The following is a 13,235-nucleotide window of genomic DNA, read 5'->3' as shown; positions in this document are numbered from 1 at the left end:
GCTAAGCGTTGGATTTAGGCGAAAGAAAAAATTAATATGATTTATCCAAAAAGTAATCGAATAACTCTTGAATGTAATGAAGAAATTAATAAAAGCTTACAAGCTCTTTTGAATTATCCGGAACTTGAGTCGATACATATTGGTTCGCCTCGTAAAAAAATCAAATATAATTCATCAATTTTTAACAATTTCAAAGATTTAACAGAACTTGGTTGTGATCTAGAAAATGTAAAGTTAAATCTTCCAAAGTTAAAAAGTTTAGATTGCGGTTTTGGAAAAAATACGGAAATAACTCCTGAATGTAAACAACTTGAGAAAGTTTCCATTTATAGATGTAAAGATTATGAAAATTTTTGGTTACAGATGCAAAAACTTCCTTGTGTAAAAACGATTCATATAGGTTTTGGGAATATGTTAAATCTTTCTGCTATTTGTGAATTACCAAACCTTGAGGAACTTAGGTTTTTTTATATCAAAAATCTTAATGATATAAAAGGTATAGAAAAGTTAAAAAAAACATTAAAAAGGCTTTGGTTTGAAGAAGGTGCAGGAAAAAATATTTCAGATTGGTCAATTCTTGGAGAACTTACCGAATTACAAGAACTTGTAATAGGAAATAATTCAAAAATTTCTAATCTTCATTTTCTTGATACATTAAATAAATTAAAAAGTTTTAGGTTTGTATCAGTAAAAATTACAACAAAAGATTTATCACCACTAGATTCTATTCCAGAAGTAGCATATTTCCATACAGGTATTGATAAAGAACTTGATTTATATTTAAATGAAAAACAAAGAGAATTAAGAAGTAAGATTCAGGACAGAGTAAAAGAGCTTGTGGAAAAATACAAATAAATAAAATTAAAGGAAAAACACATAACACCGTTTTCAAAGCCGACAACGCAGACAAGCTGCGTTGCGGTTTAAAACAATGTTAGGTGGACACGCATTGGCGTGCAAAAAAGGGAAAAAATGGAAAAAATAATTGATTTTTATGAAAAAAGAATAAAAATTATTCTAGGTATAATTCTTGGGGTTTGCATATTAAATTGTATTATTTGCATCTGTAAGGATATAAAAGTTTCAGAAACTTTATTAGGTTTTGGAATAAGTATTGGCTTTTTCTTTATAGCATGGGCAATGGTTTTTATCGTATTAGGTTTCCAAAAAATAAATCCGTTTTGTCCAAAATCTATTTTTAAGTTTTTTTGTTACTTATTTATAATAATAAGCACAATTGGTATTATCTTTGGAATAATAAATGATACAATTATTTGTTTACTAAAAGATAAAAACGATATGTTTCCTTTTGCATATTCTACATGTCCATTAGGTTTTGTTTACGGAAATATTTTTCTATATAGAAAAACTTTTGGTAAAGATAAAGAAATTGAAGTAAAAACAAATATCGAAATTACAGATGAAACTAAAAAGAAAAAAATTATAAAATGTGCTGTAATATTTGGAATTGGTTTTATCGGCGCTATAATTGTATGCACCTCTATTTTTCCATTATTTAAAAACTCTGAGCCATATAAGTATTCAGTAGAACTTATTGAAAATAATCGGGATGCTATGGAATATCTTGGAGAAGAATATAAACTTCCAATTATAATTAGCGGTTCTATGAGTATGAATGGAAAAGGAACGGGAAAAGCATCTCTTTCGTACAAAATAAAAGGGAAAAATGGTATTTCAAGAGTGTATATCGATGCTGAAAAGGAAAATGGAATTTGGAAATATAACAAAGTAATTTTTTATAAAGACAAAGGAAAAGCAGATTCAATAGATTTACTTTTAAATAAAGAATAACGCCTAACACCGTTTTCAAAGCCGACAAACGGACAAGCCGCGTGCTGTACAAGCGAATGTTATGTGGACTGCCCTTCGGGCAGCTTGAGGAAAAAATGAAGAAATATATTCCCGGTTAATAAGTCTATTTATCCTATGTAGTTGCCAAAGTACAGGATTTCTAATCGCTAAAGCAAAGGTTACAGTGATAAATGGAGTATATCCCTTCTGAACAATATATTGAATTGACTTAGATTACTTGTGATGATACGGAAGATAATTGGTGCTGATGGAATAATAATCTTATGAAAATCTGCATTCGGAGGAGAGGGATAATTGGTGATATGTATTATATAGCAGCTGAAGAATATGGCATGAAAGTCATAGTTTTCAAATATGAATGATTTAGGCAGTGGAGCAAGCCCGCTTTTTTGAAAAAAATCCTTGACAAAAAGACTATACAATGTATATACTAAAAAATAATGGAGGTTTATTATGCAGGTTGTAGTTCAGAAATGGGGTAATAGTCTCGGATTTAGAATACCCTCTCTTTGGGCAAAAGATAATAATGTAAAGAATGGAAGCAAAATAGAAGTACTCGCAGAAAAAGGAAAAATAGTAATTCTTCCTCAGAAAAAAACGCTTGATGATATGCTGGCAATGGTTACTTCTGAAAATGTTCATTCGGAAATCTCGACAGGTTATTCAATAGGTAACGAAGAATGGTGAATTCAAATTATGTTCCCGATAGAGGCGATTTAGTTTGGCTTGATTTTAATCCGCAAGCAGGATATGAGCAGAAAGGTCGTCGTCCTACAATTTGCATTTCACAAAAAAGATACAATCAAAAAGTCGGACTTGCTTTATTTTGTCCTATTACGAGCCATATAAAAGGCTATCCTTTTGAAATTGTATTGGATAATCATTCGATAAATGGCTGTATTCTTAGCGACCAAGTAAAGAACCTTGATTATAAAAAAAGAAGTTGTGATTTTATAGAAAAGACAACAGAAGAAGAGATAAATGCTGTTGTAGATAATATAAAGTTGTTGATTGAGTAATCACCTAACACCCGCTTCAACCCGACATTGAGGACAAGCCGCAAATACAGGTTAAGCGTTAGTTATAGCGACAGGCCACCGGTCTGCTAGGAAGAATAAAAAATTATGCTAAAAAAAATTATAAATGCCTTTAGTAAAGATTACTTCGATATTTATATCGGAAAAATATATGAAGATCTTCCCCGTATTACCGCAAATTATTATTTTACAAATTCAATAAAGAAAATACCAAATAAAGATTTTATTGGCTTGCCGAATAGTACATTCAGATTACTGATGTTTACAGTTCGTTTATTAAAAGAAAATAAAGAAACGGAAGTAAGAATATTTGATGGAGAATATGTATTAATTCTTTGCAAAAAAGGTAATAAAATTTATGTTTATTATCAATGGAAGTATTGTATAAATAAAATCAATGAGAATTTTGTAGAATGGAAAAACAGATCTGCGAAAAAGAAACTGTTTCACAAAGGAAAGTATTTAGATTTTATAAAAATAATATACAACATTTCATTGAGAGATTACAGAAAAAATTTGAAAAATATGGTATATGTTCAGATGCAGAATCGGAATCGTATCAACAAATTCCTGTTCTGGAAAAGCATATAAAAGAAACAGAGAAATCTTTCAAAGATTAACAAAGATATTTCAGAAAGCAAGTCAAACTTATTTTTTAATATGTTATTATCCGAATATGATTTTAAATCAACATTCCCATCGGAAGGGTTCTTAGATGTTACAGAAACAGCGGAAAATTTTAATACAAAAGAATTTGATGAATATGTAAATAATAATTTAATTGATGAATTAGGAAAAATGCATATTCGCTATATATATGATGCAAAAGACGGAAGCTATCGACATATAGTTTTTACTACAGATTTGAAAAATATATATTTAGTGGTGGTAATAGATTTAATAAAGAAAAAAATATTCGGACATCATGTATTGGATTTAAATAAAGAATATGGACTTTCTGAAAAGAACAGGAATATTAATTTACCAAGTCAAGTTTGCCGAATTAATAAAATTGAACTTTAGTATTTGAACGAAGATATGCAAGATTTTAAGATAGATGTGAACGATATCAGTTGGTTAGATGGAAAAATTAAAAATAAATGGGACTTATGTGCTCATGTCCCCCAAAATCTCCCCTCACCTGCAATTCCCCCGTGATTACACAAAGCGCATTTTGTGCTATACTCGTGTTATGTCGTTACGAAAAACAAAGATTGTCTGTTCAATAGGACCCGCAAGCAATAACGATGACATTGCGGCAAAGATGATACGCGCAGGTATGGATATCGCGCGCTTTAACTTTTCACACGGTACGCACGAAAGCCAAAAAGAGATGATGGAGCGCATCAGGCGTCTGTCGCGCGAAATCGGAAAACCGGTCGCGCTTATGATGGATTCCAAAGGCCCGGAAATCAGAACGGGTATCGTGCCGGACAATAAAACGATTACGGTAAACAAGGGAGAGCGCGTCATCGTCACTGCCGACGACAGTCCCGTTACTGCGGCAAACGGAAAGGATGCGGCGCATATTTCCCTTTCATGGCGCGACTTGCCGAAGCGTATTCAAAGCGGGCATAAAATCCTCATCGCGGACGGGCTTCTCGAATTGGATGTCGAATCCTCCGACGGAACAAAGGTCATGTGCACGGCGGCGAATACGGCTGCTATCGGGAGCAAAAAAAACGTCAACCTCATCGGTCTGCACGCGGGACTTCCGATTATGAGCGAACAGGATAAGGCCGATATCGCGTTTTCCGCAGAGATGAACTGCGACTTTATCGCCGCAAGCTTTACGAGCTTTGCAAGCGAAGTGCATGAAATACGGCGCTATATCGAATCGATCGGTTCGAATATGAAAATCATCGCCAAAATCGAAAACGAAGAAGGGCTCGACAATATCGCAGAGATCGCTCAAGCGGCCGACGGCATTATGGTTGCCAGAGGCGACATGGGCGTACAGCTTCCGATAGAGCGCATTCCGCTTGCTCAAAAGCACATTATCGAAGAGTGCCGTAGGGCGGGAAAGCCGGTCATAACCGCGACGCAAATGCTCGACTCGATGATCGTCAATCCTCGTCCGACGAGGGCCGAATTGACCGACGTCGCAAACGCGATCTTCGACGGCACGGACGCCGTCATGCTTTCGGGTGAAACGGCAAACGGCGCCTACCCCGCCGAAGCGGTCGAAACGATGGCGCGCATCGCGCAAACGGTCGAAGACAGCGAAGAATACTGCAAGCGCATCAAAGCCGCTCCTCCGCTCCCTGAAGGAGATGTAACGATCGGCAGGATCATGGCGCAGATGGCGTACGAAACGGCGGATAAAACCAAAGCGCTCGTCATCATCGTCCCGACGATGAGCGGCAATACCGCGCGCATGATAAGCACTTTCCGCCCCGAACAGGCCATCCTCGCCGTCACTCCGAACGAACAAGTGCAGCGGCAAATGCTCATCGACTGGGGCGTTTTTCCGCTCGTTTCGAAAATGGCCGACGACAGCGAAGATATGGTACAAAATGCGGTAAAGCTCGCCCTCGACAACGGCTTTGTCCGCCAAAGCGACAGGATCATCCTCTGTGCGGGCATCCCGCTCGTAAGTCCGATCCCCGTAAACACGATCAGAGTTCTCCTCGTAGGAAACGTACTGGCGCGCGGCCGCTCGGGAGGCACGGCATCCGATGTATCCCGAGTTTCCGGAAGAATCGTAAAAGCCTCTTCGCCCGAAGATGCCGTTTCGATGCTCCGCCGCAAAACGGGCGAAATCCTCGTCTGCCCTTCCCTCGATGAAAGCTGGATCCCTATCCTCCGCCTCGTCGACGGCGTCATTTCGGAAAGCACGAACGAAATCCCCGCCGACACGATGAAAATGATAAATACAAATATCGTTTGGCTGAACGAAGCGGGAAAAGACGCCGGTACGATCGAAAACGGACTGACCGTGACGATCGACGGAAAGGATTTGCTCGTGTATGAAGGAAAAATGTAGCGGACGAAGCGAAGCGGAAGAACCGGCTTTTCAGGGTTCCGCTTCCGCTTCATTCTCCGCAAACTTCATCCTTTGCGGAGAACGGCTTCGCCGCCCTTACAATCCGGCGTAGGCTTTATTTTTTAAACAGCCCTACTCTTTCCACGGAAATATCAGCGATTTGAACGAACGCGGGCCGAGAGTCTCTTTATCGTTTTGCAAAAGTTCGTCCCACGGAATGTATCGCTTTTCTTTCACCGTCTTCAACTCCGGATGCGCTTCATAATAATCGTATTTATACAAACGCAGGCGAAGCGCGTTCACTTGCGCAAGAGTGATGCCCGAAAGGGACGGCAAAAGACCGAAAAAAAAGACGCTCAGCACCGTAAGAAAAAAAACATACAGCGCCGTAAACAGAGAAAACGGAACATTGTCAAAAAATATGAGAAAGCATTTTTTCAGACATTTTTTAAAATCGTTGTGCATGAGAGAGCGGATCGCAACGAACCATTGAAGCGAAAGCAGCGTAAAGACGACGAGCCACACGAACATCGCGCCGATAAATATTGCAATGAGCGTTTTTTGCGCAAAATAAAACGGAATGCACACATATGATGCGGCTCCTACGACGCCGAGTAGAAGACCGAGCCGGATTCCGTCGGCAATGCACGAAGGGATCGCCCTAAAAAAATCCGCAATGTGCGCGCTTCCGAAATTTGCCGCAGAAGAAGCGACTTCTCCCGATGCGAGTGCGAGTATGGATATGACGATGCCTGAAACGAGAATGAGAGCTATGACAACAGGCACGCTTTGCTGCAGCGCATAGATGAGCGACAAAAGTCCCAAAGAGGCGGCCATGACGACGAGGTTTATGACGATGAGCGTGAGCATATTGTCCCAGCCGTCGTAAAAATTTTTTTTGATAAAGAAAAGATACATACGGCATTGTACAGCTATTTGATTCGGAGCGCAACAAGGTGTATACTTTTATTATGCAAACGGACATACGGCAGAGCATGTCGCTCGTATCGCGCATACATTCGGCGGCGGCGGATTTTCTCATAAAGCGCCTCGCGGAAAAGGGCTTGCCCGACTTCGCGTCTTCTCACGGTTTTATTTTATTCCAGCTCGCGACAAAAGACGCGCTTACAATGAAAGAGCTTGCGGAAAAAATCAACCGAGACAAATCGACTGCGACCGTTTTGGTGCGAAAGCTCGAACGCGACGGATTTGTAAAAACCGCCCCCGCTCCGGAAGATGCGAGAAGCAAACTCGTATCGCTTACGCGTAAAGGAAAACGATACAATGATGTGACGGCCGAGCTTGCAAAGGATCTGCTTAAAATATTCTACAAAGGATTTTCAGAAACCGAAAAGAAAAACGCTTTCGCCTTTCTCACGCGCATCGCAGAAAATTTTTCTCAATAAGACGAAAGGCCGCCTGCATACGATGCCGGCGGAACGAACGCACGCATAGGACACCGGCGGATGCGGTATTCCGCGAACGCTGTGTTTTCATACCGCATTCATAGGGGGTGCATCCATACGCTTGACAAAAGTTTTATATAAAACTATATTTACCCTGCAAGAGGTAATTCATTATGAAAAAATCGATATGCGCCGCTGCACTCGCGGCTTTTCTTTTGGCTTTGTTTTCGTGCAGCGCAAAAAAAACGCAGGCTCATTCCATCGCGGTCTTCGTCCCCGGCATCATAGCCGACAGTCCCATTTATGCGATGCTCGTTCAAGGCGTGCAGCATGGCGCCGCTTCATATAACGACGGGAAAAATACAAGCGCGCAGGCTTCAGTCACCATACTCGAAGCGGGAACGAACCAAGCCGAATGGTCGGCAAAGCTCACCGCCCTCGCCGCGGAACAAAAATACAGCGTCATCATTTCGTCTAATCCGTCGCTGCCTGAACTCGTCGAACCGCTTACCGCGCAGTTTCCGAATCAAAAATTTATTTTGCTCGATGCCTATAAGTCGGGAAACTCATCGGTGGCAACCGTTCGCTACAATCAACACGAACAGTCGTATATGACAGGCTATATGGCGGGTCTCATGACAAAGTCGAAAAAGATAGGTCTCATTGCAGGACAGGAATATCCGGTCATGAACAACGTCATACTTCCCGGCTACAAAGAAGGTGCAGAAGCCGCTTCTCCCGGTACGGCGGTCGATTTCCGCGTCGTCGGCAACTGGTACGATGCGACGAAAGGCGCCGAACTTGCAAACGCGATGTATTCGTCCGGAGTCGATGTGATCCTTCCGATCTGCGGAGGAGCGTCGCAGGGCGTCATCAACGCGGCGAAAGAAAAGGGAAAATATCTCGCATTTTTCGACAACGCGAGTTTCGATCGCGCGCCCGACAATATCATATCGTGCACACCGCTCAACCAGGCGAAGATGGCGGAAAACGTTACGCTCGACTACCTTACGGGTAAAACAGAATGGGGGACGGCGCAAACCGTCGGCGTCGCGGACGGCTTCGTACGCTTTGTACAGGATGCGCCGAATCACAAAAACGAAGCGATAACGGATGAAATGCGTGCAAAAATGCGCGATGTCGTCGCGAGCATAGAAAACGGCACGCTCGTTCTTCCGCAAAATTGATACGGTACTATTTCTGAATTTCGAGTTTTGAAAAACTCGAAATTTTCCAACTGTTTCATGCATCAATGGTATGGTGAGTTTCGAAAACAAATAAAATTATGCCCAAGGTGAGGTTCCGGCTGCGTGCCGTTTCGAGCGTTAAACTTACGGAAGCGTGCCCAAAAAGCTCGACCGCGGCATACACGGCGAGTTTGCAGAGCAAACTCGGTAGTGAGCGTAGCGAACGAAGTTTTCACCTAAAGCATACCTTTGTTTAGAAATGCTTTCGAAACTCACCATGCAGGGTAATTACTATGGATGTTGCGCTCGAACATATTTCAAAACGGTATCTGCACAAAACGGTGCTCGAAGATCTTTCCCTCGTCTTTAAGGGCGGCATGATTCACGCGCTGCTCGGAGAAAACGGCGCGGGAAAATCGACGACGGCATCTGTTTTAAGCGGCGCGCTCGAAGCCGACAGCGGTACGATTTTTATCGACGGAAAGGCCGTGCGTTTTTTTTCTCCGCGCGATGCCCTTCGTTCAGGCATCGTCTGCGTACGACAGCGGCCGCTCATCGCCGACGGTATCAGCGTATGGGAAAACATTCTCCTAGGAACGGAATACGGAGCTGCGGGAAAAACGCTCAAAAAGGGTGAAATTTTTTCGCGTGCGGAATTGTTAAAATCGAAATGGGCGCCGCACTTAAACTTCCGCGCGCTCGCCGCCCATATCGGAGGAGACGAACGCTTTTATACGGCGCTCATCTCGGCTCTCATACGCGAGCCGCGCATGCTCATTCTCGACGAGCCGTCCGCACTCCTCGACCGGGAACAGAGGATTTCCCTCTATGCAAATATCCGTGAACTTGCAGATAAGGGGATGAACGTCATCGTCATCACGCACATCATGCAGGAAGTTTCTCGCTATACCGATACGGTAACCGTACTGCAAAAAGGAAAAAGCGCCGAGCACTACGAGCGGAGCGCTCTGTATGTGCCGAAGACGAAATCGGATGTCGTACCGCTTCATACCGTTCGTGCGGAAAGAAGCGGCGATTGTATTTCGTTCGAACACATCGGCGTACGGCCGAAAAAACGGCCGGCTCTTTTCGATGTGTCGTTTACCGCAAAAAGCGGCGGCATCACCCTCATCGAAGGTTTGCCCGAAAGCGGGCTCGGTACGCTCGAAAACGTCGTCACGGGTATGGAAAGCGCGCGTACGGAAGGATTGTGCCGCATCAAAACGGGGGAACGAAGCTTGTGCATCGATCTCAAATCGGGAAAGTGGACGCCGTATTTTTTACGAACCGAAGCGAAACTCCGAACGGCGATCATCCCCTCGGACAGAACCTTCCGCGCATCGAATCCCGGTCTTTCGATCGAACAGCTTTTATGCGCAATGTACGGCAAAAAGAGCGCGGACGAATATGCGACGCGCCTGATAAAAAAAGCGAAAGTTTCTATTCGACCCGATGAAAAAGCATCGGCTCTTTCGGGCGGTATGCTGCAGCGCTTAATCCTTGCGCGCGAATTCGAAAACGATCCGAATTTGATCATTGCGTGTGAGCCGCTGCAAGGACTCGACGGCAAAGCGGCCGAACGCACGCAAAAACTGCTTTCGGACTTTGCGCAGCGCGGCGCCGTCGTCATCGTGCTTTCGTCGTCGGAATTTCCGACTTCGCTTTGCACCGCGCACTATGTGCTTGAAGGCGGCGATCTTCGCAAAATGCGGGAGGCGGCGTGAAAAAATTAACAATAGTCGACGCGCTTCCCGTCATCGCAGGTCTCGTCCTCACAGTTTTGGTACTCTCTCTCTTTTCACGCACTTTCGTTTCCGCCCTCGATTTTTTGACAGGCTCTTTTACGTCGCACTACTATTTCGGAAGCGTGCTCAATACGGCAGCCCTTCTCGCTGCAGGCGCGCTCGGAGACGCGATCGTACTGACGGCGGGAGAATACAATTTGGGCGGCGAAGGACAGATTTATGCCGGAGGATTTGCCGCAGCCGTCGTCTTTGCCCTTCCCGTCGGATGGCCGCCCGCCTTCGTTACGGCCGCAGCCTTTGCCGCTTCTCTTTTGCTTCCCGCCGCGATGGCCCTCGTATCGGCCTCTCTTCGCCAATTAAAAAACGCCGACGTACTCCTCACGTCCTTTCTCGTTTCGGCGGCGGCGATTCCGTTTATCGATTCGCTTATCGCAGGGAAGTTTCGAGGTCAAACGAACAATCTCCTTGCAACGCCGTTTATCGCCGAGCGTTTTCGCTTTGCGCATATTTTAAATCCCTCCCCGCTTTCGGCTTTGGCGCTTATTCCGCTCGCGCTGTGCGGCGCGGTATGGTACGTCAAATACCGCACGGTAAGCGGAAGACACCTTCAGATCACGGGTATATCGAAAGAGTTTGCAAAATACTCGGGTTACCGGCAAAGCCGCACGCTCTATGCGACGCTCGCAGCGGCAGGCGCACTTCACGGGCTTGCGGGTTTTATCGCCGTTGCGGGAACCTACTACACCTGCCACGCGGGATTTTATGCCGGCATGGGATGGAATGCGCTTTCATGCGCGCTTATCGCGAACTCGAACCCCGCAATGATCGCTCCTGCAGGACTTGTACTCGCGTGGCTTTTTACGTCGGCAAACAGAGTTGCGCTCAACAACAATTTCGGCTTCGACATGAGTTCTCTTATTCAAGGCGTCATGCTTTCGTGCATCGCCGTCAAATATGCGGGAGGCATGCGGCATGCAAAACGCGGGCTTTAACATAGCGCTTTTATCCGCGCCCCTGCTTTTGGCGTCACTCGGCGCGCTCACAAGCGAATACTCCGGGCGTATGGCGGTTTTTCTCAACGGCATTATTAACCTCGCAGCATTTTTTTGCTATGCGTTCAGCGTATTGACCGGATCGTTTATCGCAGGCTCATTCCTTTCGGTCTTTTGCTGTACGCTCATCATATTCGTTTCGATCCGAGCCGTGGAATCGCTTCACGCAAATCCGTTTTTGGCATCTCTCGGTTTAAACCTCTTTACCGGCGCCCTCGTCTCGGTCATTTCGGTCGCGCTCTTCGCTACCCGCGGTGTACTCACCTCTCCCGCCTTTTCGTTTCCCGCCGCACGCACACGCCTTTCGACGGCAGTCATCGCTCTTGTTTTTACGGCGGCGGGATTCGCGTTTCTCTACGGGACAAAATACGGGCTTTACATCCGCATCACCGGAAAAGATGCCGACGTCCTTTCTTCGCGCGGCATCAACGTATCCGCATGCAGGACTGCGGCGTGGTGCATCGCAGCGTTTTACGGCTCCCTTGCCGGCTGCATACTGTCGTTCAGGCTTTCATCCTTTGTGCCGAATATTTCAAGCGGCCGCGGATGGCTCGCCCTTGCGGCGGTATTTTTAGGCAGACGAACGGGATGGGGCACGGTTCTGGCAGTGATCGTGCTCTGTGCGGCGGAGTATTTTGCTGCGAACTTGCAAAACGTTTTTCAAAATATCGCCTCTCCTCTTTTGATCGCGCTGCCCTATATCGCATCTCTCGTGCTCATCGTTCTCGTGCCGGATACGAAGAGGGGCGAATAGACACTCGAAATCACCGCTTCGCTTTCCGAAATATAAAAAAATCGCTATATTTATATACAAGGAATATATATGAAAATACCGACAACAGATGAATTTAAAAAGATGTATACCGAGCGCCGTGCGCGTGTCGCTCGCTTTATGAAACAAAACGGCATCGGTGCGGCAGTCTTTATCGACAGTGAAGAAAAACGCGAAAGCGCGGTGCGCTATCTTTCAGGCCACATAAACGATGCGGTTTTGATCGTATTCGACGATGCGTATTCGGTACTCGTTCCGTGGGATGAAATCATGGCGAAACGATATGCATTCGCAGATAAAGTCGTACCGTATACGAAATATAAAAATACCGCGATCGATGCGGTAAAAGCGGTGCTCGGCGAAAGCGGTCACTTAAAAAATAAAAAAGTGGAACTGCCGACCTCGACGACCTATCCCGAATTTTTAAAATACATCGACGCGCTCGAAGGCTGCGATATTCATTGCCGCGAAAACAGCGTTCATCACTATGTCACAGAGCTCCGCATGATAAAAGACGAGTATGAAATCGCATGTACGAAAGAAGCCGCGCGCATCGGAGATTTAATAATCGACACGGTTGAAGAGGGTATCAAATCGAAAAAGCTCATAACGGAAACGGATGTCGCATTGCTTATCGAAAGAGAATGCCGCGCTCACGGCTGCGAACGAACGGGATTCGACACGCTCGCGGCGGGACCGGATCGCAGCTGGGGTATCCACTGTTTTCCGAATTACACTTCCGGAAAATGGGCGGATTCGGGGCTGTCGATCCTCGATTTCGGCGTCGTCGTAAACGGCTACACGAGCGATACGACGGTCACGGTTGCACGCGGTAAGCTTTCCGCAGCACAGGAAAAACTCGTCGATCTCGTACAAAAAGCCTATGACGAATGTCTCAAACTGTACAAGCCCGGCCTTTCAATTCGAAATGCGGCGATAAAAGCGGATGAAGTATTTGCGGCGGGAAAACGGAAAATGCCGCACGGACTCGGACATGCGATCGGCCTTGAAATACACGAGTCTCCGCGCGTCAATCTCAAAGCAGCCGAAACCCTCGTTTTTAAACCGGGCATGATCGTAACGCTTGAACCGGGACTCTACGACGAAGAGCTCGGAGGCTGCCGGCTTGAAAACGACGTACTCATTACCGACAGCGGTAACGAAGTTATAACGCATTCGAGAATTATTAAATTATAATTGATTTGCGGGGCGCGTTG

General features: G+C 45.1%; 15 protein-coding genes. 14 read left to right on the top strand and 1 reads right to left on the bottom strand.

All coding sequences use genetic code 11. The features are described 5' to 3' along the window. The first annotated feature begins 36 nt into the window (after positions 1 to 36). From H9I35_RS00340 to H9I35_RS12495, 8 genes are all read left to right on the top strand, one after another. A complete protein-coding gene (locus tag H9I35_RS00340; protein ID WP_187419702.1) occupies positions 37 to 855 on the top strand; it encodes a leucine-rich repeat domain-containing protein in 819 nt (272 codons plus the stop codon). Between the two features lie 117 nt (positions 856 to 972). Further along, a complete protein-coding gene (locus H9I35_RS00335; RefSeq protein ID WP_252722678.1) occupies positions 973 to 1,812 on the top strand; it encodes a cytochrome c oxidase assembly factor Coa1 family protein in 840 nt (279 codons plus the stop codon). 474 nt (positions 1,813 to 2,286) lie between these two features. Continuing rightward, entirely contained in the window at positions 2,287 to 2,520 is a 234-nt protein-coding gene (locus H9I35_RS00330) for an AbrB/MazE/SpoVT family DNA-binding domain-containing protein (RefSeq protein WP_187419701.1), read from the top strand. Then, positions 2,514 to 2,852, top strand: a complete 339-nt coding sequence (gene mazF, locus H9I35_RS00325) for an endoribonuclease MazF (protein WP_187419700.1) — start codon at positions 2,514 to 2,516, stop codon at positions 2,850 to 2,852. The genes H9I35_RS00330 and mazF overlap by 7 nt, the downstream gene beginning before the upstream one ends. A gap of 105 nt (positions 2,853 to 2,957) precedes the next feature. Further along, entirely contained in the window at positions 2,958 to 3,461 is a 504-nt protein-coding gene (locus H9I35_RS00320; RefSeq protein WP_187419699.1) for a hypothetical protein, read from the top strand. Between the two features lie 69 nt (positions 3,462 to 3,530). Next, positions 3,531 to 3,893: a hypothetical protein gene (locus H9I35_RS00315; RefSeq protein WP_187419698.1), complete on the top strand. Its 363-nt coding sequence runs from the start codon at positions 3,531 to 3,533 to the stop codon at positions 3,891 to 3,893. A 169-nt stretch (positions 3,894 to 4,062) separates the two neighbouring features. Next, positions 4,063 to 5,856 carry a pyruvate kinase gene (gene pyk, locus H9I35_RS00310; RefSeq protein ID WP_187419697.1) on the top strand — a complete coding sequence of 598 codons (1,794 nt, stop codon included), beginning with the start codon at positions 4,063 to 4,065 and terminating at the stop codon, positions 5,854 to 5,856. After that, positions 5,840 to 5,968, top strand: a complete 129-nt coding sequence (locus H9I35_RS12495) for a hypothetical protein (protein WP_256397685.1) — start codon at positions 5,840 to 5,842, stop codon at positions 5,966 to 5,968. The genes pyk and H9I35_RS12495 overlap by 17 nt, the downstream gene beginning before the upstream one ends. A gap of 20 nt (positions 5,969 to 5,988) precedes the next feature. Here H9I35_RS12495 and H9I35_RS00305 read toward each other — a convergent pair whose 3' ends face one another. Then, positions 5,989 to 6,774, bottom strand: coding sequence for a hypothetical protein (locus H9I35_RS00305; protein WP_187419696.1), 786 nt, complete (start codon positions 6,772 to 6,774; stop codon positions 5,989 to 5,991). Positions 6,775 to 6,827: 53 nt separating this feature from the next. On the opposite strand from H9I35_RS00305, the gene H9I35_RS00300 reads away from it, so the two are divergent. The 6 genes from H9I35_RS00300 to H9I35_RS00275 all read left to right on the top strand — a co-directional run bounded on the left by H9I35_RS00300 (position 6,828) and on the right by H9I35_RS00275 (position 13,215). Then, the gene (locus H9I35_RS00300; RefSeq protein ID WP_252722677.1) at positions 6,828 to 7,262 is read left to right on the top strand and encodes a MarR family winged helix-turn-helix transcriptional regulator; all 435 of its coding nucleotides are present in this window, start codon (positions 6,828 to 6,830) and stop codon (positions 7,260 to 7,262) included. A gap of 173 nt (positions 7,263 to 7,435) precedes the next feature. Then, entirely contained in the window at positions 7,436 to 8,449 is a 1,014-nt protein-coding gene (locus H9I35_RS00295; RefSeq protein WP_187419694.1) for a BMP family ABC transporter substrate-binding protein, read from the top strand. A gap of 293 nt (positions 8,450 to 8,742) precedes the next feature. Next, entirely contained in the window at positions 8,743 to 10,173 is a 1,431-nt protein-coding gene (locus H9I35_RS00290; RefSeq protein WP_187419693.1) for an ATP-binding cassette domain-containing protein, read from the top strand. Further along, positions 10,170 to 11,186 (top strand): ABC transporter permease, encoded by a 1,017-nt coding sequence (locus H9I35_RS00285; RefSeq protein WP_187419692.1) that lies wholly within the window; start codon positions 10,170 to 10,172, stop codon positions 11,184 to 11,186. The genes H9I35_RS00290 and H9I35_RS00285 overlap by 4 nt, the downstream gene beginning before the upstream one ends. Further along, positions 11,167 to 12,000, top strand: a complete 834-nt coding sequence (locus H9I35_RS00280) for an ABC transporter permease subunit (protein WP_187419691.1) — start codon at positions 11,167 to 11,169, stop codon at positions 11,998 to 12,000. Before H9I35_RS00285 ends, H9I35_RS00280 begins: the two co-directional genes overlap by 20 nt. 69 nt (positions 12,001 to 12,069) lie before the next feature. Continuing rightward, the gene (locus H9I35_RS00275; protein ID WP_187419690.1) at positions 12,070 to 13,215 is read left to right on the top strand and encodes a M24 family metallopeptidase; all 1,146 of its coding nucleotides are present in this window, start codon (positions 12,070 to 12,072) and stop codon (positions 13,213 to 13,215) included. The last annotated feature ends 20 nt before the right edge of the window (positions 13,216 to 13,235 follow it).

Source organism: Treponema sp. Marseille-Q4132 (assembly GCF_014334835.1).
Taxonomy (GTDB): Bacteria; Spirochaetota; Spirochaetia; order Treponematales; family Treponemataceae; genus Treponema_D; species Treponema_D paredis.
This window is presented reverse-complemented; position numbering and strand designations above follow the sequence as displayed.

Excerpts from the sequence above, each read along its gene's own strand:
- H9I35_RS00340 (WP_187419702.1), top strand. The coding sequence starts at position 37 with ATGATTTATCCAAAAAGTAATCGAATAACTCTTGAATGTAATGAAGAA.
- H9I35_RS00335 (WP_252722678.1), top strand. The coding sequence starts at position 973 with ATGGAAAAAATAATTGATTTTTATGAAAAAAGAATAAAAATTATTCTA.
- H9I35_RS00330 (WP_187419701.1), top strand. The coding sequence starts at position 2,287 with ATGCAGGTTGTAGTTCAGAAATGGGGTAATAGTCTCGGATTTAGAATA.
- mazF (WP_187419700.1), top strand. The coding sequence starts at position 2,514 with ATGGTGAATTCAAATTATGTTCCCGATAGAGGCGATTTAGTTTGGCTT.
- H9I35_RS00320 (WP_187419699.1), top strand. The coding sequence starts at position 2,958 with ATGCTAAAAAAAATTATAAATGCCTTTAGTAAAGATTACTTCGATATT.
- H9I35_RS00315 (WP_187419698.1), top strand. The coding sequence starts at position 3,531 with ATGTTATTATCCGAATATGATTTTAAATCAACATTCCCATCGGAAGGG.
- pyk (WP_187419697.1), top strand. The coding sequence starts at position 4,063 with ATGTCGTTACGAAAAACAAAGATTGTCTGTTCAATAGGACCCGCAAGC.
- H9I35_RS12495 (WP_256397685.1), top strand. The coding sequence starts at position 5,840 with ATGAAGGAAAAATGTAGCGGACGAAGCGAAGCGGAAGAACCGGCTTTT.
- H9I35_RS00305 (WP_187419696.1), bottom strand. The coding sequence starts at position 6,774 with ATGTATCTTTTCTTTATCAAAAAAAATTTTTACGACGGCTGGGACAAT.
- H9I35_RS00300 (WP_252722677.1), top strand. The coding sequence starts at position 6,828 with ATGCAAACGGACATACGGCAGAGCATGTCGCTCGTATCGCGCATACAT.
- H9I35_RS00295 (WP_187419694.1), top strand. The coding sequence starts at position 7,436 with ATGAAAAAATCGATATGCGCCGCTGCACTCGCGGCTTTTCTTTTGGCT.
- H9I35_RS00290 (WP_187419693.1), top strand. The coding sequence starts at position 8,743 with ATGGATGTTGCGCTCGAACATATTTCAAAACGGTATCTGCACAAAACG.
- H9I35_RS00280 (WP_187419691.1), top strand. The coding sequence starts at position 11,167 with ATGCAAAACGCGGGCTTTAACATAGCGCTTTTATCCGCGCCCCTGCTT.
- H9I35_RS00275 (WP_187419690.1), top strand. The coding sequence starts at position 12,070 with ATGAAAATACCGACAACAGATGAATTTAAAAAGATGTATACCGAGCGC.